This window comes from Klebsiella sp. PL-2018 (assembly GCF_019048985.1).
Lineage (GTDB): Bacteria > Pseudomonadota > Gammaproteobacteria > Enterobacterales > Enterobacteriaceae > Klebsiella > Klebsiella michiganensis.
The window spans coordinates 4,026,289-4,044,595 of record NZ_CP077673.1 but is presented as its reverse complement, the minus strand read 5'-3'; the positions used below and the strand labels follow the sequence as shown (position 1 = coordinate 4,044,595).

Here is an 18,307-nt window from a genome sequence, read left to right as displayed (position 1 = left end):
GCTGGCTGTTTTTGCTTGCCCGGATTACGCGTTATGGAACTTCTTCTTCTTGTCTGGCGCCAGTATCGCTGGCCGTTTATCTCCGTCATTGCCCTGAGCCTGCTGAGCGCGGCGCTGGGTATTGGGCTTATCGCCTTCATTAACCTGCGCCTGATAACCCTTGTCGATACCTCCCTGACGGTCCTGCCGGAGTTTCTCGGGCTGCTATTGCTGTTGATGGCGGTCACCCTCGGCTCGCAGCTGGCGCTGACCACGCTCGGCCACCATTTCGTTTACCGCCTACGCGGCGAATTTATTAAGCGCATTCTGGATACGCAAATCGAGAAGATCGAGAAAATCGGCAGCGCGTCGCTGCTGGCCGGGCTAACCAGCGATATCCGTAATATCACCATTGCCTTCGTACGCCTGCCGGAGCTGGTGCAGGGGATTATTCTGACCTTTGGCTCCGCCGCTTATCTGGCCTGGCTGTCAGGAAAAATGATGCTGGTTACCGCCCTGTGGCTGGCGTTGACCATCTGGGGCGGATTTATGCTGGTATCGCGGGTTTATAAGCATATGGCGTCGCTGCGCGAAAGCGAAGATAAGCTGTATCACGACTACCAGACGGTGCTCGAAGGTCGCAAAGAGCTCACTCTCAACCGCGAGCGCGCCGAATATGTGTTTAATCAGCTCTATCTGCCGGATGCGCGAGAATACCGGCACCATATTGTTCGCGCCGATACCTTTCATCTGAGCGCGGTCAACTGGTCGAATATTATGATGCTGGGCGCGATTGGCCTGGTCTTCTGGATGGCCAACAGCCTGGGCTGGGCCGATACGGCGGTGGCGGCGACCTACTCGTTGACCCTATTATTCCTGCGCACGCCGCTGCTCTCGGCGGTAGGCGCGCTGCCCACTCTGCTCAGCGCGCAGGTGGCATTCAACAAGCTGAATAAGTTTTCGCTCGCGCCGTACCGCGCTGAGTTCCCGCAGCCGCAGGCGCATCCCCACTGGCAGACGCTCGAGCTGCGCGACATCACCTTCCATTATCCTGACAACAGCTTTGCGGTCGGGCCGATCAACATGACCCTCAAGCGCGGCGAACTGGTCTTTCTCATCGGCGGTAACGGTAGCGGGAAATCGACGCTGGCTATGCTGTTGACCGGTTTGTACCAGCCTCTTTCCGGGCAGATCCTGGTCGACGGGCAGCCGATGGCGGCGGATAAGCCGGAAGATTATCGCAAGCTGTTCTCGGCGGTGTTTACCGACGTCTGGCTGTTTGACAGACTGCTGGGGCCGGAAGGGAAGGCGGCTGACCCGGCGCTGGTGGAGAAGTGGCTGGGTTATCTGCAGATGAACCATAAGCTACGGCTCGACGATGGCAAAATCCTCGACCTGAAGCTGTCAAAAGGGCAGAAAAAGCGCGTGGCGCTGCTGCTGGCGTTAGCGGAAGATAGAGATATCATCATGCTGGATGAATGGGCGGCGGATCAGGACCCCCATTTCCGCCGTGAGTTCTATCAGGTGCTGCTGCCGCTGATGAAGGAGATGGGTAAAACCCTCTTTGCTATAAGCCATGACGATCACTACTTTCAGCACGCCGACAGGCTGCTGGAAATGCGCGGCGGCCAGCTGTCTGAGCTGACCGGAAATGAGCGCGAGCTGGCGACCCGCGACGCGGTCGCCCGTACCGCCTGATCGCTTTACGCCGTCCCGGAGGCGCCAGCCGACCTCCGGGCTTCCCGCAGGCTGCTGTTTTTTCCGTCGACTGAATTCATAGCGGTTATTATTTCCGCCTCCTCGCGCTATGCTTAAGGCTTCCGGCCTGCTGGTCTGACAGATATTTTTACAAGGATTGCCTGACCGATGTCCGTTTTGCATAAAAAAAGCGCCAGATTGCGTGACGAAGAGCGCGCCCGCCTCATTTGGCTCCTGAGCACCGATAAAGCCGTCACATCCTCGCTGCTGGGTAAATTAACCCTCGCTGAACGTTACGATGACAGCACGCTTGCCGACGATCTGGCGGAAGTGGAGATGCTGGTTTCCCACCTGCCGCCTCCGGACCTTGCCGATGCGCTCGAAGCGCTGCCTTACGATGCGCGCAACGCGCTCTGGCGGCTGGTCGCTGACGATAAGCGCGGTGAAGTGCTGCTGGAGGCATCGGAAAGCGTCTGGGGCGACCTCATCGAGGAGATGAGCGATCACGACCTGCTGTTCGCGCTGCAAAATCTCGATATTGATGAACAGGTCTACCTGCTGCAGCACCTGCCGCGCGATCTGACCGGACGTTTGCTGGCCACGCTGCCCGCGGATAAGCGCGCGCGTATTCGCCAGATGATGCGCTACGCCGACAATACCGTCGGCGCGATCATGGAGTTTGAGGTCATTACCGTTCGTCCGGAAGCCACTCTCGCGGCGGTACAGCGCTATCTGCGGCGACTAGGGAAAATGCCGGAGAACACCGACAAACTGTTTGTGACCACCCGCAATAAGCTGCTGCTCGGCGAACTCGAGCTGCAAACCATTCTGCTGAACGATGCGCAGAAGCGGGTGGGGGAAGTGATGGAAGGCGATCCGGTGACCTTCCAGCCGCACGAGGACGCGGAAAAAGTCGCGCGTACCTTTGAACGTGATGACTTACTCAGCGCGGCGGTGATTGATGCCGACGGCAAGCTGATGGGGCGTTTAACCATCGATGAGATCGTTGACGTGGTCTATGAGGAGACGGATAACGATCTACGCCGGATGGGCGGCCTGAGCAACGATGACGATGTGTTTGCCCCGGTGAGCAAAGCGGTGAAGACCCGCTGGGCCTGGCTGGCGGTCAATCTGTGCACCGCCTTTATCGCCTCCCGCGTTATCGATGGTTTCGAGCACACCATTTCGCAACTGGTGGCGCTGGCCTCGCTGATGCCGATTGTCGCCGGAATCGGCGGTAACACCGGCAACCAGACGATCACCATGATCGTGCGGGCGATGGCGTTACAGCATATTCAGCCGGGAAGCTTTTCGTTCCTGATCCTGCGTGAGATGGGCGTCGCGCTGATCAATGGGATCGTCTGGGGCGGGATTATGGGGGCGATCACCTGGTGGCTGTACGACGATCCGCAGCTGGGCGGCGTAATGACGCTGGCGATGATGCTCAACCTGCTGATGGCGGCGATGATGGGGGTGATTATCCCGATGGTGATGGTCAAGCTGGGACGCGACCCGGCGGTCGGCTCCAGCGTGATGATTACCGCTATTACCGACACCGGGGGATTCTTTATTTTTCTTGGGCTGGCGACGCTTTTTCTGATGTAGCCTGCGCTTGAGTGCGCAGACGGCGAGGGATCAGGGCCATTGAGAGCAGGCCTGCCAGAACGCCGATTGCCAGATTGCTGGTGCCGACGGTCGCGCCGACGGTCACCAGCATCACCAGCGTTTCCGGCCACGGATTGCGCGCCAGCTCCGCCGGACGAATGCTGTGCCAGCTAAAAGTTTTTACCGCCACTATCACCATCACGCCGGCGAGCACGGCCATCGGGATTCTCGCCATCACTTCGCTTAACGCGGTTACCAGCAATAGCAGTACCAGGCCTGCGGCAACGGTCGAGACGCGGCTGCGCGCTTTGCCCATTTCAACGTTAACGATGGTCTGACCGATCATCGCACACCCGGCGATGCCGCCGTAAAACCCGGCGAGAATGTTGGCGACGCCCAGACCGGCGCTCTCGCGCGCCTTACTGGAAGGGGTATGGGTCAAATCATCGACCAGCTTCGCCGTCAAAAGCGACTCCATCAGGCCGACAAAAGCGATGCTCAGCGCGCAGGGCCAGATGATGCGCAGCGTGGTTAAGTCGAGGGGCACCATCAGGCTGGTTAACCCCGGCAGTCCGCCGCTCATGGAGCCCTCATCGCCGACGGTCGGCAGCAGCTGGCCGCTGAAAACGGTAAACAGCGTCAGCAGAACGATAGCAATCAGCGGAGAAGGGATCGCTTTAATAAAGCGCGGCGCCCACAGGACAATCAGCAGCGTCAATACGAACAGGCCGATAATCAGCGGCTGCTTGCTCCAGAAATGCGGTACCTGAGCAAAAAAGATGAGAATACCCAGCGCGTTAACAAAACCGGTCATCACCGGCTGTGGGATAAAGCGCATCAGGCGCGCCATGCCGCATAGGCCAAACAAAATTTGAATAACGCCTGCCAGCACGACCGCCGGCAGAATGTAGCCGACGCCGTATTGGTGCACCATGGGCCCGATAACCAGCGCCACCGAGCCGGCGGCCGCGGTGACCATCGCCGGCCGGCCGCCGAGGACCGACATCGCCAGGCACAATACCACGGAGGCAATCAGGCTAACTTTCGGGTCAACGCCAGCGATGACGGAGAAGGAGATGACTTCGGGGATCAGGGCCAGCGCGGTGAGCACGCCTGCCAGCGTTTCACGCGTCAGCAGCGCGGGCGAGCGCAGTATCTGGCCTAATGCGCCAGCGTGACCAGAGGTAGCGGAATCGGAAACTGGGGGCATAAAAAAAGTTCGCAGAATTTAAAAAATTTTGGCCGGGATCGGTCGCTGCTTACGTGCGGTCGGTCACAAAACCGAGGATAATAGCGCGGATGCATCGCTGACACCAGTACAAAATGTGATTTGTGATACACATTTATTAAACATTTTTATAACAGATCTCAAAACTCAACTTAAAATTTAAACAATATTTAAATTTTTTTTCTTCAGTGTTACCTTTGAAGCCGAGAATCGTTTCACCTGCGCTAAATAAAAAAGCGAGTAAAGTAAGGCTCAAATCCGATGAAGAAAAAGATGGCCGTACCCAGCTCACAGGCGGTTGGTTCCAATAACACTCGGACCAACACCCGCCATGAGCAAGAGACGGATGTATTGTTGATTGGCGGCGGCATCATGAGCGCCACGTTGGGAACCTGGCTGCAGGAACTGGAGCCGGACTGGTCTATTACCATGGTCGAGCAGATGTCCAGCGTCGCGGAAGAGAGCTCGAACGGATGGAACAACGCGGGCACCGGCCACGCGGCGCTGATGGAATTGAACTATACGCCGCAAACCGCTAACGGTATCAATATCGATAAAGCGGTTGATATCAACGAATCTTTCCAGATTTCTCGTCAGTTCTGGGCCCACCAGGTGACCCGGGGCATTCTGAAAAAGCCTAAATCCTTTATTAACAGCGTGCCGCACATGAGCTTCGTGTGGGGCGAAGACAACGTTAACTTCCTGCGCGCCCGCTATGCGGCATTACAACAAAGCGAGCTGTTCCGCGGTATCCGCTACTCTGAAGATCATCAACAAATTAAAGAGTGGGCTCCGCTGGTGATGGAAGGGCGCGATCCGCAGCAGAAGGTGGCTGCGACCCGCTCGGAAGTCGGCACCGACGTGAACTACGGTGAAATTACCCGTCAGCTGATCGCCGGACTGCAAACCCATGATAATTTCTCGCTTCAGCTGGGTACCGTGGTCCGTCGCTTTAAGCGCAACGCCGACAAGAGCTGGAGCGTAACGCTGGCGGATGCGAACAATCGCCACCAGAAACGGGTTATCAGGGCTAAATTTATCTTTATTGGCGCCGGCGGCGCCGCGCTGACCCTGCTGCAGGAAACCGGTATTCCGCAGGCGAAGGAGTACGCGGGCTTTCCGGTCGGCGGTCAGTTCCTGGTTTGTGAGAACCCGGAAGTGGTGACTCACCATCTGGCTAAAGTCTACGGCCAGGCGGAAGTGGGCGCGCCGCCGATGTCGGTTCCGCACATCGACACCCGTATTATCGACGGCAAACGCGTGGTGCTGTTTGGGCCGTTCGCGACCTTCTCAACCCGCTTCCTGAAAAACGGTTCGCTTTGGGATCTGCTGGCCTCCACCAACACGTCGAATATCATGCCGATGCTCAACGTCGGACTGGATAACTTCGATCTGGTAAAATACCTGATTAGCCAGGCGCTGCAAAAGGACAAAGATCGTCACGCGGCGCTGTGCGAGTACTATCCGGAAGCGCGCAAAGAAGACTGGCGCTTATGGCAGGCCGGCCAGCGCGTGCAGATTATCAAGCGCGACGCGAAGAAGGGCGGCGTTCTGCGCCTGGGAACCGAAGTTGTCAGCGATGATGAAGGCACGGTAGCCGCGCTGTTGGGCGCCTCGCCGGGTGCTTCCACCGCGGCGCCAATCATGCTGCAGCTGATGGAGAAAGTGTTCAAAGAGAAGATCAACTCAGCGGAGTGGCAGGCGAAACTGAAAGCGATTATCCCGAGCTACGGTACGCGTCTGGATGGCAACGCAGCGGAAATTGAAAAGGCGCTGGCGTGGACCAGCGAAGTGCTGGAACTGCGCTATGAGCCGCTTACCGAGGCTGATAACGTTCCGCAGGCGACGCTGAAGCCGCTGCCGGAAGGGAAACCTATCGCTGACATCGCGCTGTAAGCGCTTCTCCGGCGGCGCAGGCCGCCGGATTCACTCTTCAGGCATTAACGCTCAACGGCTACGCCGATGGTTTCGTCCGCTCTCCAGATACGATATTTCACGTCGATATTCGCCGGGGTATAAACCACGATCGGCAGCTTGCTGTTATAGCGCAGCATGCCCGCATCGCCCAGGCCAGCCATCACAAACTGCTTCTCTTTTTTACCATCCGGGCAGGCCATCATGGTTGAGACGGGTGACGTCACTTTATCAAATACGTAGTAGTCGTAGCCCCAGCCTTCCAGGGTTTTGCTTTCCAGCTGGCCGCCAAGGCGGTGGCGGTTGCAGTCGACTTCCAGCGTCTGGCCAATCATCAGCTCGACTTTCAATGCGGATTCATCCTGCTGCTGCGGCAGCTGAATCACCTGACGCTTCATCCCTTGTTCCGCCTTTGGAAACGGGGCGATTTTCTCCAGCGGCTGCTCAGCTGCAGCGGCGCTGGTGGACATGCAGGCAACGGCCAGCAGGGAGGCAGCAAACGTAGTGATTTTTTTCACGTGGGTAATCCTTTGTTATCAATCATAAACAGCATAATGTTAGCATTTGTTACGTTGATGGGCAGTGGCGTTTACCAAAATTTTCACAGATACCAGTTATAAATTCTGCTTATTGGTGCAGGAGTAGGGGATTTCATCGCGGTTGAGCAAGGGGTATCCCCCCTGACCTCGCTGCCCCCGCGATGTTTTACTAATTACAGAGCCGCTAAGGTGCCGGTCATTGCCTGACAGGAATGCCGCTCTATGCCTGTAAAGTTGTGCAATACCGGCCGCTACTCCTCGTGATTTTTACCCTCTTCTAAGAAATCCTCATCAAGTTCATCGATGTTTCCGGCGTGATCGCGTCCGGACAGCAGGTTCCAGCAGGCGATAAACAGGGCGGCGATCAGCGGGCCGATAACAAAGCCGTTGATGCCGTAGATTTCCATTCCGCCGATCGTGGTGATCAGGATCAGGTAGTCCGGCATTTTGGTATCTTTACCAACCAGCAAAGGTCGCAGAATGTTATCAACCAGTCCTACGATGATCACAAAGAAACCGACGATAAACGCGCCCTGCCAGAGCTGGCCGGTCGCGAAGAGATAGATCGCCGCAGGCACCCAGATAATCGCCGAACCCACCGCCGGGATCAGCGACAGAAACGCCATCAGCGCGCCCCACAGGATGCTGCCATCAATGCCCACGATCCAGAACGCCAGTCCCCCAAGCGCGCCCTGGGCGAGCGCGACCGCCACGGTGCCTTTGACCGTCGCCCTGGCGACGGCGGCAAATTTGGCGAAAAGATGCTGCTTCACGTGATTTGATAGCGGCAGGGATTCCAGGATCAGCCTGACCAGGTACGGGCCATCTTTTAGCAGGAAAAACAGCAGATAAAGCATGATGCCGAAGCTGATGGTAAAACCGAACGTGCCTTTACCAATCAGGAATGCGCTACCGGCCAGGTACTGGCCTCCTTTAAGCGCAACGTCCGAAAGCTGCCGCTGAATCTGTTCCGCGCTATCAAGATTATGCTCAGAGAGGAAGCTCCTTGCCCATTCCGGCAGGTGAGCAAACAGGCTGGCTACCACGGTCGGGAACTGGGTATCGTTATGCTGCAGTTTGGTGTAAACCACGTTGAGCTCGAAGGCCAGCGACGAGAGGATGATCGCCAGCGGGGTAAACACGATCAGACAGATAATCACTATCGTCAGAAACGCCGCCAGGCCGTTACGCTCGCCGAGCCGATCGCGCAGTTTGTTCTTCACCGGGTGGAAGATCACCGCCAGAATGGCCGCCCATAAAATGGCTGAATAATAGGGGGAGAGAACGTCGAAAAAAGCAAGGGTGACGATCAGCACGATCGGGATGAAAAATCCTTTCGTAAGTCCATTAACTCTCATGTAAATCCTTCAGAAAAATGACGTGTACAGTCAAATAATAGAAGTTTTTCCGGGATTTACAATCAGAGTCGCGGTAGCGTTTCGCTTAGAACAGGGTGGAAATATGACATTAAAAAACCCGCAAACTCTGTGAGAGTGCGGGTTCTTAAGGGGTTACCGATTTAATCGGTGAATAATTTGGTCGGCACGAGAGGATTTGAACCTCCGACCCCCGACACCCCATGACGGTGCGCTACCAGGCTGCGCTACGTGCCGATTCGTGGGGAACAATATTACCCGTTCCCCAAGCGAATGCAAGCCGGGAAATGACTGATTGATTTATAAATAATCAATCAGTTAGCGATAAAGCGTTTTTCATCGGTCAGCACCTGCAGCAGCAAGCTGAGCTGCGGTTTTTGATCGTTAATTTTCTCGCCGTCGCTGTTCCACGTTCTGTAAGTGCCGTTGTGATTAAGCACAACCGTGAATTTCGGCGTGGTAATGGCCAGCGTATCGCTATTGGCCGCGGTGACCCAGGCACGACGGCGGGCGGCGCTAAACAGATCCTCACCTTGCGAATACTCGTTGGCCGGGGTAGAGACGTGGAGCAAACGCTGCATCAGCGTCGTCATCACGTCTTTATTATCGGTCAGCGTCGCGATCTCCTGAGCCGGCGTGCCCGGCCAATGGATCACTAAGGGAACCTGCAGCTGCTCGCGCGACCAGCCAAACTGCTCATGCTGCGGGTTCAGCGGCATTCCACGGCCCGCGGTCACGATAACCACCGTATTGTCCAGCTTGCCCGCTTCCCGCAGCGCGTTCAGCACGCGGCCAATTTGCGTATCGACCGCGCCCGCGGCGTTACCGTAGCGGCGGACGAAGTTTTGCTGCTGCCCGTCGTCAAAGGTAGTGCCGTTGAGAGAAACCCACGAGAACCAGCGGTTTTCATCCTGGGCGTAGCGGTCCAGCCAGTTAATCCACTGGTTTGCCGTCTGCTCGTCGCTTTGCGCTTTCGCGACGGGCAGTGAGAAATCTGACAGCAGCGCCTGACGGTAGAGCGGGCTGCTAAAGCCATCTGATGAGAACAGGCCCAGCTGATAACCCTGCTGATTCAGCGACGTAATCAGGGCCGCGGGGATACGCGCAGACAGAACGCCGTCCATATAGCTCGGGGAAATACCGTAGAACAGGCCAAACATGCCGCTGTCAGCGGTGTTGCCGGAGCTCATGTGCTGGGTAAAGTTCACGTTGTCTTTCGCGAACCCGGCCAGCGCCGGCATGTTTTTCTCAAAGCGCGAATAATTAAGGTTATCAACGGTAATCAGCAGCACGTTATAACCGGTACCGAGATCGCGATAACGCAGATCGCTCAGCGGATATTGCACCGAGACGGCTTCTGGCGCGCCTTGTTCCACCAGACGGCGCTGGTAGTCCTGCGCGTCGAGCAGGCCATGTTTTTCCAGGAAACGGCGCGCCGTCATCGGATAGGAGAGCGGCAGGTTGGCCCGCTGCATGGTGATCGGACGATAGAAGTTGGCATCCGCCCAGATATAGACCAGATGGCTACTGATAAAGGAGATAAAGAAGAACCAGGCAACGGGTCGGGCGTAGTGGCGGCGACGCGTCAGGCTGCGCAGCTTCTGCCAGCTCCAGGTCGCGAAGAGCATTTCCAGGAGGAAAATGATCGGTACGCTGATAAACATCAGCTGCCAGTCGCGCGCCATCTCGTTCTGGTCGGGGTTGATAACCAGTTCCCAGACAAAGGGATTAAGATGCAGGTGGAAACGGGTGAAAACCTCGCTGTCGATTAGCAGCAGCGTCATGCCCACGGTCGCCAGAACAACCGAGATAAAGCGCATTAAGCGCTGAGAGACGACGATAAAAGTCAGCGGGAAAAGAATCAGCACGTAGCTGGTAAAGACCAGGAAGCTGAAGTGACCAACGAGGCTGACGTACGAAAAGAGGCGTCCGGCAAGCGTCGTTGGCCAGTCGGCGACAAACAGATAGCGACTGCCGAGCACCATAGCCAACAACATGTTGAAAAGGGCGAACCAGTGCCCCCAGCTGACCATCTGGGAGACTTTTTCTCGGTAGGGCTGACGAAGAGTCACCATATACTGTTGTTCGTTATCCTTAGTGCGCTGGATCGTCGTTGATAGATGACTGCAGCGCCTGGGCAAAAGAACGGGCGATGGCCTGACGCTGCGCCGGCGCGACGCTACTGTTGATCAGGTTAGTCACCATATTGCCCAGAACCATCAGTGAAAGGTCAACGGGCGCTTTATGTGTTTCCAGAACGCTCGTCAGCTCGCTGAGCAGCTGTTCGACGTGTTCATCGCTATAGCGGGATAATTGCGGCATAAACTCAAAATCTGTTTGTTCGTGAAAGGGCAACATATTACCGTAGCAGCAGCTTTTTTTCCGCATTTTTTCGCCACGACGCAAAAGCGCGCGGCTTCGCTCGCAAAGAGTCACGCGGCGGTTGCGTCGTTGCCCCCGCGGTGGTTGAATACCGCCCGGTCTAAAAGGAGAGTTTAACATGAGTCTGGATATCGACCAGATTGCCCTGCATCAGTTAATCAAACGTGATGAACAAAATCTGGAGCTGGTGCTGCGCGAATCGTTGCTGGAGCCGACGGCGACGGTTGTCGAGATGATGGCCGAACTGCATCGTGTCTACAGCGCAAAAAATAAAGCCTACGGCCTGTTTAATGAAGAGAGCGAGCTGGCGCAGGCGCTGCGCGGGCAGCGTAAGGGCGAAGAAGCGTTCCTGCCGTTTAGCCGCGCCGCTACCGGGCGCCTGCGCGACGAACTGGCAAAATATCCCTTTGCAGAAGGCGGTATTGTGCTGTTTTGCCAGTATCGTTATCTGGCGGTGGAATATCTGATGGTGGCGGTGCTGAACAACCTAAGCAGCATGCGCGTCAACGAAGAGCTGGATATCAGCTCCACCCATTATCTGGACATCAATCACGCGGATATCGTCGCGCGTATTGATTTAACCGAGTGGGAAACCAACCCGGAGTCAACGCGCTATCTGACCTTCCTGAAGGGGCGGGTAGGGCGCAAGGTGGCGGATTTCTTTATGGATTTCCTCGGCGCCAGCGAAGGGCTGAACGCCAAAGCGCAGAACCGCGGCCTGCTGCAGGCGCTGGATGATTTCGCCGCCGATGCGCAGCTGGATAAATCTGAACGTCAAAACGTTCGCCAGCAGGTATACAGCTACTGCAACGAGCAGCTGCAGGCCGGTGAGGAAATCGAGCTGGAGTCGCTGTCGAAAGAGCTGGCGGGCGTCAGCGAGAAGACCTTTCAGGAATTTACCGCCGAACAAGGCTACGAGCTGGAAGAGAGCTTCCCGGCGGATCGCAGCACGCTGCGTCAGTTAACCAAGTTTGCCGGCAGCGGCGGCGGGTTAACCATTAATTTTGACGCTATGCTGCTGGGCGAGCGGGTGTTCTGGGATCCGGCTACGGATACCTTAACCATTAAAGGCACGCCGCCGAACCTGCGCGATCAGCTACAGCGCCGTACTTCTGGCGGAAATTAATGCGCAAAATCCCGACGTCGAGTCGGGATTTTTTTTGCCTGAACCCGTATTACAGGGCGTAGAGGATTTCTACCCCCGCCAGGGTTAGCTGCTGTCGCAGCGCCTCGTCCAGGATCGTATCCACGATCAGCGTACTGGCTGCCCCCAGCTCGCCGATGGCAAAGGCCGACGCGGAGTTAAGCTTTTCTTGTGACGCCATCACCACCGTTTCGGCAGCCCGCGCCGCCAGCGCGCGTTTAATGCCCGCTTCTTCATAGTCACCGGTGGTGAATCCCGCCCGGGGGTGAACGCCGGTGACGCCCATAAAAAACAGATCGGCGTTGATACGGGAAATACTCTCGAGGGCCGCAGACCCGACGCTGACGACGGAATGCTTAAACAACCGGCCGCCGATCAAAATCACCTCGATGAGCGGTTTTTCCACCAGCGCGACGGCAATCCCCGGGCTATGGGTGACCACGGTACACGCGAGGTTATCCGGCAGCAGGTGCATCATCTCCCCGGTGGTGGTGCCGCCGTCGACAATCACCACCTGACCGGGCTGAATGAGCTCAACCGCGCGCTGGGCAATGCTCTGCTTTGAGGCGATTTGCACGTTCTTTCTTGTTTCAATAGGCGCGATGGCTTCGGAAACCGGCAGCGCGCCGCCGTGGACGCGCTGCAGCTTGCCTTCCGCGGCCAGCTCCCGCAGATCCCGGCGAATGGAGTCTTCTGATACGCTAAAGCGCTGGCTGAGATCCCCGGACATCACCTGTTTTTCCTCGGCGAGGATCTGCAAAATCTGCTGTTTTCTCTGGCTGGCGAGCATCAAAATACCTTCATGAGTGATCTTGTTTGTGCACGATTATGCATGTTATGTTGCTCGCTGTCACCTAAAAGGGGAAAAACATGCACGCTGACGCACCGCGCGTTCGCCATATCCGCGAAACGCTTTTATCGGATAACTGGTACACGCTCAAGAAATATACTTTTGAACTATTGCGCCGGGACGGACGCTGGCAGGAGCAGAGCCGGGAAGCTTACGACCGCGGCAACGGCGCGGTGATCCTGCTCTACAATCGTGAAAAGCAAACGGTAGTGCTGGTTCGCCAGTTTCGCTTTCCGGTGTGGATTAACGGCCATGATGGCTTTTTGATCGAAGCTGCCGCCGGACTGCTGGATAACGCTTCTCCGGAGGCGCGCATCGTTGCCGAAGCCGAAGAGGAGACCGGTTTTCGCGTCACGCGCATAGAGCCGGTATTCACCGCTTACATGAGCCCCGGTTCGGTGACGGAGAAGCTTTACTTTTTCATTGCCGAATACTCTGCCGACGATCGGCGCGGCGACGGTGGCGGCCTGGCGACGGAAGGGGAAGACATCGAGGTGCTGGAGTGGCCGCTGGAAAAAGCGCTGCAGGCTATTCGCGAAGGGGAAATCGTCGATGCGAAAACAATTATGCTGTTGCAGCATCTGGCGCTGAACAGGTCAACGCTACTCGGCTGATAAACAAAACGCCCCGAACCTTGCGGAGCGGGGCGTTTGCCATACAACTTTCAGCGAGCGATTAAGCGCGAACGAAGTCGATGTGGGACAGCTTCGGCTTGAACGGGTGACGCTGAACAGCCTGAGCTTTAACTTTCTCTTCTTTGCCATCAACAACGATGGTCAGAACTTCGTTGTAGAACTCAGCGTTGGTCTGCATGTTCCACACTTTGTCGTGATCCAGTTCGATTGCTACTGGCGCAGCTTCGCCGCCATAGATGATGGCCGGGAATTTGTTAGCTGCACGCAGGCGGCGGCTCGCACCCTTACCCTGCTCTTTACGTACTTCTGCGTTGATAGTAAACATTGATGTCTCTCTATATATAAATCCTGCTACAGGCGACCCAGCAGCAGGCAGATTATCTGCTTTGCGAATGCAAAAGCGGGCGGCATTATAGCCGCCATAGGTGTTTGCAGCAACCAAAACCTCAGACGTGAGGGCGATTAGCGTAGTTCGTTGGCCCGGCGGAATCGGCCCTGATAATCAAATACTTTCTCCCGCACCTGCCAGTATTGCCCCTTCATGCGCGCCACGACAAAGTCCGGATGGCGCAGAAGCGCCTGCTGGGCGAGGATATCGGCGGGCGTTATCCAGCGCAGCGGTACGCCCGGCGTTCGGGTATGCGGGCGGATAAAGAGCTGCTCAAAGGCGGTGCGCTGGGCGGGCGTATGCAGTCGGAAGCGCTCACTAACATCCGCGCCATCTTCATCGTAATAGGTGATTTTTAGCCAGGCGCCTTTATCATCCGCGCCGTGCTGCAGATCCATTCCACTACAGCGCAGCACCAACGCATCTTTAAGCTTCAGCGCGGCTTTCAGCATGTCGTCGGGGTCGACCAGTATGGTATCGCACTCGCGGCAGCGGCGGGCGGCGATATCGTTTTCCGCGTTACACTGCGGGCAGTTTTTAAAGCGAAAACGAAAATCACACTGCTCGCGATGGCCTTCGTCATCCTCAAACCAGCCCTGGCAGCGGCGGCCAAAGTGTTCAATCAGCGTGCCGTCGGCGGTGGTTTTCCCCCAAAACGTATTGGCGAAACCGCATGCCGGGCAAAAAACCTGGACCGGCACGTTGTCGCTTTTCCCCTTCGGCGTTCCCACTTCAGGCGCGTAAAGGTCGTGCGGATTACCGGCGTAATCGAGAATCAGGCAGTCCGTTTTACCCGGCGCCAGGCGCAGGCCGCGGCCGACGATCTGTTGGTAAAGGCTCACCGACTCGGTCGGGCGCAGGATGGCGATCAGATCGACATGCGGCGCATCAAAGCCGGTCGTCAGTACCGCGACGTTAACCAGATAGCGGTACTGCTGAGCTTTAAACGCGTCGATGATGCGATCGCGCTCCGGCCCCGGCGTTTCACCGGTGATTAAGGCCGCTTCGCCCTGCGGAAGCAACCCGGTCACTTCGCGGGCGTGTTCAACGGTGGCGGCGAAAATCATCACCCCTTTGCGCGTTTGGGCGAATTCAACGATTTGGCTGACGATATGCGGCGTGACGCGCTGCTGTTTTTTCAGTTCGTGGTTTAAATCAGCCTCGCTGAACAGGCCGTTACTTTGCGCCTGCAGGCGGCTGAAGTCATATTGAATCACCGGCATATCCAGCCGCTCCGGCGGCGTCAGGTAGCCGTTCTTAATCATATAGCGCAGCGTCAGCTCGTAGATGCAGTCGCGAAACAGCGCGTTTTCATCACCGCGCACCATGCCGTGGTAGTGGAACTGGTAAATCCACCCCTTACCGAGGCGAAAAGGCGTCGCAGTCAGCCCCAGCAGGCGCAGGTGCGGATTGACCTGCTGAAGGTGGCTGATAATCTGCTGATACTGGCTGTCATCATCGTCGCTGATGCGGTGGCACTCGTCGACGATCAGCAGCGAAAACTCGCCCTGAAACTGGTCGAGGTTGCGGGCGACCGACTGCACGCTGCCAAAGACCACTTTACCGTGGCTCTCTTTACGCTTGAGGCCCGCGGCGAAAATATCCGCTTCCAGGCCGAGCGCGCAATACTTGGCGTGGTTCTGCGCCACCAGCTCTTTAACGTGCGCCAGCACCAGCACGCGACCGCGCGCCAGGCGCGCAAGTTCGGCGATAACCAGGCTTTTACCTGCGCCTGTCGGCAGCACAATCGCAGCAGGTTCATGATGGCGGCGAAACCAGGCGAGCGTCGCGTCGACCGCCTCTTTTTGGTAGGGACGTAATGTAAATGTCATGAATTTATGGCGGTTAATTAACTCGCGAATAGTATGCCACGAATCTTTTCCCTTGAGTGGTGTTAATAGCCCGTTATACTACCCCATGAAATTCTTCTTTTTCGGGCGCGTTGCCCGCTCCAGCACTTGTACAGGCTAAAAAAATCTCATGCGACTTGATAAGTTTATCGCTCAGCAACTTGGCGTTAGCCGGGCTATTGCCGGGCGTGAAATCCGCGGCAGCCGCGTTACCGTGGACGGCGACATTGTAAAAGACTCCTCCTTCAAGCTTCTGCCGGAGCATGACGTCGAGTATGACGGCAATACGCTGGTTCAGCAGACCGGCCCGCGCTACTTTATGCTCAACAAGCCGCAGGGTTACGTTTGTTCCACCGACGATCCGGATCATCCGACGGTCCTTTATTTCCTCGACGAGCCGGTGGCGCATAAGCTGCATGCCGCGGGGCGTCTGGATATCGATACCACCGGACTGGTATTGATGACCGACGATGGCCAGTGGTCGCACCGCATTACTTCCCCGCGCCACCATTGCGAAAAAACCTATCTGGTGACGCTGGAAAATCCGGTGGATGAGTCCACCGCCGAGCAGTTTGCCAAAGGCGTTCAGCTGCATAATGAGAAAGACCTGACCAAACCGGCGGTGCTGGAAGTGGTGACGCCGACCGAAGTCCGCCTGACCATTAGCGAAGGGCGCTACCATCAGGTGAAGCGGATGTTTGCCGCGGTGGGGAATCATGTGGTTGGCCTGCATCGCGAACGTATTGGCGATATCGCGCTTGATGCGTCGCTGGCGCCGGGTGAATATCGTCCGCTGACGGCAGAAGAAATTGCCAGCGTTGGCGGCCAACATGCGCGGAGTAAAACGTGACGGCAAAGCAGAATTCTTCATTAGGGATTGTGTTTATTCTTGGCCTGCTGGCCATGTTAATGCCGCTGTCGATTGATATGTATCTTCCGGCGCTGCCGGTGATTGCGGCGCAGTTTAATGTGCCGGACGGCAGCGCGCAGATGACGCTCAGTACCTATATTCTGGGCTTTGCCCTAGGCCAGCTTTTATATGGCCCAATGGCGGACAGCATGGGGCGTAAACCGGTGATACTGGGCGGTACGCTGGTTTTTGCCGCGGCGGCGGTGGCCTGCGCGCTGTCGCAGACTATCGATATGCTGATCACCATGCGCTTTTTCCACGGCCTGGCGGCCGCGGCGGCGAGCGTGGTGATTAACGCCCTGATGCGCGATATCTATCCCAAGGAAGAGTTCTCGCGGATGATGTCGTTCGTCATGCTGGTGACCACCGTCGCGCCGCTGGTGGCGCCGATGGTCGGCGGAGCGGTGCTGGTGTGGTTTAGCTGGCATGCGATCTTCTGGATCCTCGCGGTGGCGGCGCTATTAGCCTCGGCGATGATCGCCTTCTTTATTAGCGAGACCCTGCCGCCGGAACGCCGGCAGAAATTTCATATTCGCACTACGCTCGGCAACTTCGCGACGCTGTTTCGCCACAAGCGGGTGCTGAGCTATATGCTGGCAAGCGGTTTCAGCTTCGCCGGGATGTTCTCGTTTCTGAGCGCCGGCCCGTTTGTCTATATCAATATCAACCACGTTTCACCGCAGCATTTTGGCTACTATTTTGCGCTGAACGTCGTCTTCCTGTTTGTCATGACCATGATCAACAGCCGCTTTGTGCGGCGGGTTGGGGCGCTGAACATGTTCCGCGCCGGGCTATGGATCCAGTTTGCGATGGCGGCGTGGATGGTCGTGTGCGCGCTGTTTGGCGTGGGGTTCTGGGCGCTGGTGTTTGGCGTGGCGGCGTTCATCGGCTGCGTTTCGATGGTCTCCTCTAACGCGATGGCGGTGATTCTCGATGAGTTTCCGCATATGGCCGGGACCGCTTCCTCGCTGGCAGGGACGTTCCGTTTCGGGATTGGCGCCATTGTCGGTGCGCTGCTGTCGATGGCGACGTTTACCACCGCCTGGCCAATGCTGATTTCTATCGCCTTCTGCGCCAGCAGCTCCATCCTCTTTTACCTCTACGCCAGCCGACGGCGCAAAGCCGCGCGCTAAGCGACTTTCAGGGGGCGATATCGCCCCTTTTTTTGATGCATGTCAACCAAATCTGGCTTCTCTGTTCAGCGATTTGTTTATTTTATGTAAAATCAAATCGTTCAAAAAGTCGCATGATTGCGATAAAAAAGTTGTTTTAGATCACAGAAACGGGTACATATAGCCCGAAGATGTTCCATCTGCGCAATTATAAACTTTTACATTACAAACCAATAACACGGCTATGCCACTGGTGTAAGCGTTTTCTGTGCAGGAAGAGGACTGGTTGTCAATAATGTGTTAGTATTGATGTAAAATTATTGTGAAGTATTTTGCTTCCGGGGTAAACACGTGAATACACTGCAACTCTCTATCGTACACCGTCTGCCGCAGAGCTATCGCTGGCTGGCCGGTTTTGCAGGTTCAAGAGTTGAACCGATTCCGCAAAACGGCGCCCAGAGCGAAAACAGCCTCGTGGCGTTGAAATTACTCAGCCCCGATGGCGAAAGCGCGTGGCCGGTCATGCATAAGCTCAGCCAGGCGCTTAGCGACATCGAGGTCGATAGCTCTGTCGTTGAATGCGAAGGGGAACCGTGCCTGTTTGTTAACCGTCAGGACGAATTTGCCGCAACCTGTCGCCTGAAAAATTTCGGCGTGGCGATTGCAGAACCCTTCTCCGGCAACAACCCCTTCTGAC

At 56.5% G+C, this 18,307-nt stretch carries 16 protein-coding genes and 1 tRNA gene; 8 read left to right on the top strand and 9 right to left on the bottom strand.

The genetic code is table 11. The annotated features are described in order from the left end of the window. Nucleotides 1-33 precede the first annotated feature (33 nt). Both MKleb_RS18855 and mgtE read left to right on the top strand, forming a co-directional pair. Nucleotides 34-1,677 (top strand): multidrug ABC transporter permease/ATP-binding protein, encoded by a 1,644-nt coding sequence (locus MKleb_RS18855; protein WP_025106712.1) that lies wholly within the window; start codon nucleotides 34-36, stop codon nucleotides 1,675-1,677. A 168-nt stretch (nucleotides 1,678-1,845) separates the two neighbouring features. Next, nucleotides 1,846-3,282, top strand: coding sequence for a magnesium transporter (gene mgtE, locus MKleb_RS18850; protein WP_014230209.1), 1,437 nt, complete (start codon nucleotides 1,846-1,848; stop codon nucleotides 3,280-3,282). On the opposite strand, the gene MKleb_RS18845 is transcribed toward mgtE, so the two are convergent. Then, nucleotides 3,245-4,492, bottom strand: coding sequence for a SulP family inorganic anion transporter (locus MKleb_RS18845; protein ID WP_014230208.1), 1,248 nt, complete (start codon nucleotides 4,490-4,492; stop codon nucleotides 3,245-3,247). The genes mgtE and MKleb_RS18845 overlap by 38 nt on opposite strands. Before the next feature lie 279 nt (nucleotides 4,493-4,771). Between MKleb_RS18845 and mqo the strand changes: the two genes are divergently transcribed. Further along, nucleotides 4,772-6,406, top strand: a complete 1,635-nt coding sequence (gene mqo / locus MKleb_RS18840; protein ID WP_217076067.1) for a malate dehydrogenase (quinone) — start codon at nucleotides 4,772-4,774, stop codon at nucleotides 6,404-6,406. Nucleotides 6,407-6,450: 44 nt separating this feature from the next. Here mqo and eco read toward each other — a convergent pair whose 3' ends face one another. The 5 genes from eco to MKleb_RS18815 form a co-directional block, all read right to left on the bottom strand. Then, on the bottom strand, nucleotides 6,451-6,942 hold the full coding sequence (eco, locus tag MKleb_RS18835) for a serine protease inhibitor ecotin (RefSeq protein WP_014230206.1): 492 nt from the start codon (nucleotides 6,940-6,942) through the stop codon (nucleotides 6,451-6,453). A gap of 272 nt (nucleotides 6,943-7,214) precedes the next feature. After that, nucleotides 7,215-8,321 carry an AI-2E family transporter gene (locus tag MKleb_RS18830; RefSeq protein WP_217076065.1) on the bottom strand — a complete coding sequence of 369 codons (1,107 nt, stop codon included), beginning with the start codon at nucleotides 8,319-8,321 and terminating at the stop codon, nucleotides 7,215-7,217. A gap of 178 nt (nucleotides 8,322-8,499) precedes the next feature. Next, nucleotides 8,500-8,576 (bottom strand) — tRNA-Pro (locus MKleb_RS18825). A 77-nt stretch (nucleotides 8,577-8,653) separates the two neighbouring features. Beyond that, nucleotides 8,654-10,414 carry an LPS biosynthesis-modulating metalloenzyme YejM gene (gene yejM / locus MKleb_RS18820; protein WP_025106736.1) on the bottom strand — a complete coding sequence of 587 codons (1,761 nt, stop codon included), beginning with the start codon at nucleotides 10,412-10,414 and terminating at the stop codon, nucleotides 8,654-8,656. A gap of 19 nt (nucleotides 10,415-10,433) precedes the next feature. Continuing rightward, entirely contained in the window at nucleotides 10,434-10,661 is a 228-nt protein-coding gene (locus tag MKleb_RS18815; RefSeq protein ID WP_004133900.1) for a YejL family protein, read from the bottom strand. A gap of 178 nt (nucleotides 10,662-10,839) precedes the next feature. Here MKleb_RS18815 and yejK point away from each other — a divergent pair, with 178 nt between their 5' ends. Continuing rightward, entirely contained in the window at nucleotides 10,840-11,847 is a 1,008-nt protein-coding gene (gene yejK / locus MKleb_RS18810; RefSeq protein WP_004122954.1) for a nucleoid-associated protein YejK, read from the top strand. Between the two features lie 49 nt (nucleotides 11,848-11,896). Here yejK and MKleb_RS18805 read toward each other — a convergent pair whose 3' ends face one another. Next, nucleotides 11,897-12,655 (bottom strand): DeoR/GlpR family DNA-binding transcription regulator, encoded by a 759-nt coding sequence (locus tag MKleb_RS18805; RefSeq protein ID WP_217076064.1) that lies wholly within the window; start codon nucleotides 12,653-12,655, stop codon nucleotides 11,897-11,899. An 80-nt stretch (nucleotides 12,656-12,735) separates the two neighbouring features. Between MKleb_RS18805 and MKleb_RS18800 the strand changes: the two genes are divergently transcribed. Next, nucleotides 12,736-13,329 (top strand): NUDIX domain-containing protein, encoded by a 594-nt coding sequence (locus MKleb_RS18800; RefSeq protein ID WP_009654037.1) that lies wholly within the window; start codon nucleotides 12,736-12,738, stop codon nucleotides 13,327-13,329. Between the two features lie 61 nt (nucleotides 13,330-13,390). On the opposite strand, the gene rplY is transcribed toward MKleb_RS18800, so the two are convergent. After that, nucleotides 13,391-13,675 carry a 50S ribosomal protein L25 gene (gene rplY, locus MKleb_RS18795; protein ID WP_004103955.1) on the bottom strand — a complete coding sequence of 95 codons (285 nt, stop codon included), beginning with the start codon at nucleotides 13,673-13,675 and terminating at the stop codon, nucleotides 13,391-13,393. Between the two features lie 137 nt (nucleotides 13,676-13,812). After that, a complete protein-coding gene (locus tag MKleb_RS18790) occupies nucleotides 13,813-15,570 on the bottom strand; it encodes a DEAD/DEAH box helicase (protein ID WP_025106738.1) in 1,758 nt (585 codons plus the stop codon). Between the two features lie 148 nt (nucleotides 15,571-15,718). Between MKleb_RS18790 and rsuA the strand changes: the two genes are divergently transcribed. The 3 genes from rsuA to MKleb_RS18775 all read left to right on the top strand — a co-directional run bounded on the left by rsuA (nucleotide 15,719) and on the right by MKleb_RS18775 (nucleotide 18,306). Continuing rightward, nucleotides 15,719-16,438, top strand: a complete 720-nt coding sequence (gene rsuA, locus MKleb_RS18785) for a 16S rRNA pseudouridine(516) synthase RsuA (RefSeq protein WP_025106739.1) — start codon at nucleotides 15,719-15,721, stop codon at nucleotides 16,436-16,438. Then, complete coding sequence (locus MKleb_RS18780) at nucleotides 16,435-17,631, top strand: Bcr/CflA family multidrug efflux MFS transporter (protein ID WP_014230177.1); 1,197 nt, start codon at nucleotides 16,435-16,437, stop codon at nucleotides 17,629-17,631. The genes rsuA and MKleb_RS18780 overlap by 4 nt, the downstream gene beginning before the upstream one ends. A gap of 330 nt (nucleotides 17,632-17,961) precedes the next feature. Next, a complete protein-coding gene (locus MKleb_RS18775; RefSeq protein WP_004122937.1) occupies nucleotides 17,962-18,306 on the top strand; it encodes a YejG family protein in 345 nt (114 codons plus the stop codon). Nucleotide 18,307 lies beyond the last annotated feature (1 nt).

What these genes read in the sequence shown, in the direction of transcription:
- MKleb_RS18800 (WP_009654037.1), top strand. Translation starts at nt 12,736, where the DNA reads ATGCACGCTGACGCACCGCGCGTTCGCCATATCCGCGAAACGCTTTTA.
- rsuA (WP_025106739.1), top strand. Translation starts at nt 15,719, where the DNA reads ATGCGACTTGATAAGTTTATCGCTCAGCAACTTGGCGTTAGCCGGGCT.
- MKleb_RS18815 (WP_004133900.1), bottom strand. Translation starts at nt 10,661, where the DNA reads ATGCCGCAATTATCCCGCTATAGCGATGAACACGTCGAACAGCTGCTC.
- mqo (WP_217076067.1), top strand. Translation starts at nt 4,772, where the DNA reads ATGAAGAAAAAGATGGCCGTACCCAGCTCACAGGCGGTTGGTTCCAAT.
- rplY (WP_004103955.1), bottom strand. Translation starts at nt 13,675, where the DNA reads ATGTTTACTATCAACGCAGAAGTACGTAAAGAGCAGGGTAAGGGTGCG.
- MKleb_RS18790 (WP_025106738.1), bottom strand. Translation starts at nt 15,570, where the DNA reads ATGACATTTACATTACGTCCCTACCAAAAAGAGGCGGTCGACGCGACG.
- yejK (WP_004122954.1), top strand. Translation starts at nt 10,840, where the DNA reads ATGAGTCTGGATATCGACCAGATTGCCCTGCATCAGTTAATCAAACGT.
- MKleb_RS18805 (WP_217076064.1), bottom strand. Translation starts at nt 12,655, where the DNA reads ATGCTCGCCAGCCAGAGAAAACAGCAGATTTTGCAGATCCTCGCCGAG.
- yejM (WP_025106736.1), bottom strand. Translation starts at nt 10,414, where the DNA reads ATGGTGACTCTTCGTCAGCCCTACCGAGAAAAAGTCTCCCAGATGGTC.
- MKleb_RS18855 (WP_025106712.1), top strand. Translation starts at nt 34, where the DNA reads ATGGAACTTCTTCTTCTTGTCTGGCGCCAGTATCGCTGGCCGTTTATC.
- MKleb_RS18845 (WP_014230208.1), bottom strand. Translation starts at nt 4,492, where the DNA reads ATGCCCCCAGTTTCCGATTCCGCTACCTCTGGTCACGCTGGCGCATTA.
- mgtE (WP_014230209.1), top strand. Translation starts at nt 1,846, where the DNA reads ATGTCCGTTTTGCATAAAAAAAGCGCCAGATTGCGTGACGAAGAGCGC.
- MKleb_RS18830 (WP_217076065.1), bottom strand. Translation starts at nt 8,321, where the DNA reads ATGAGAGTTAATGGACTTACGAAAGGATTTTTCATCCCGATCGTGCTG.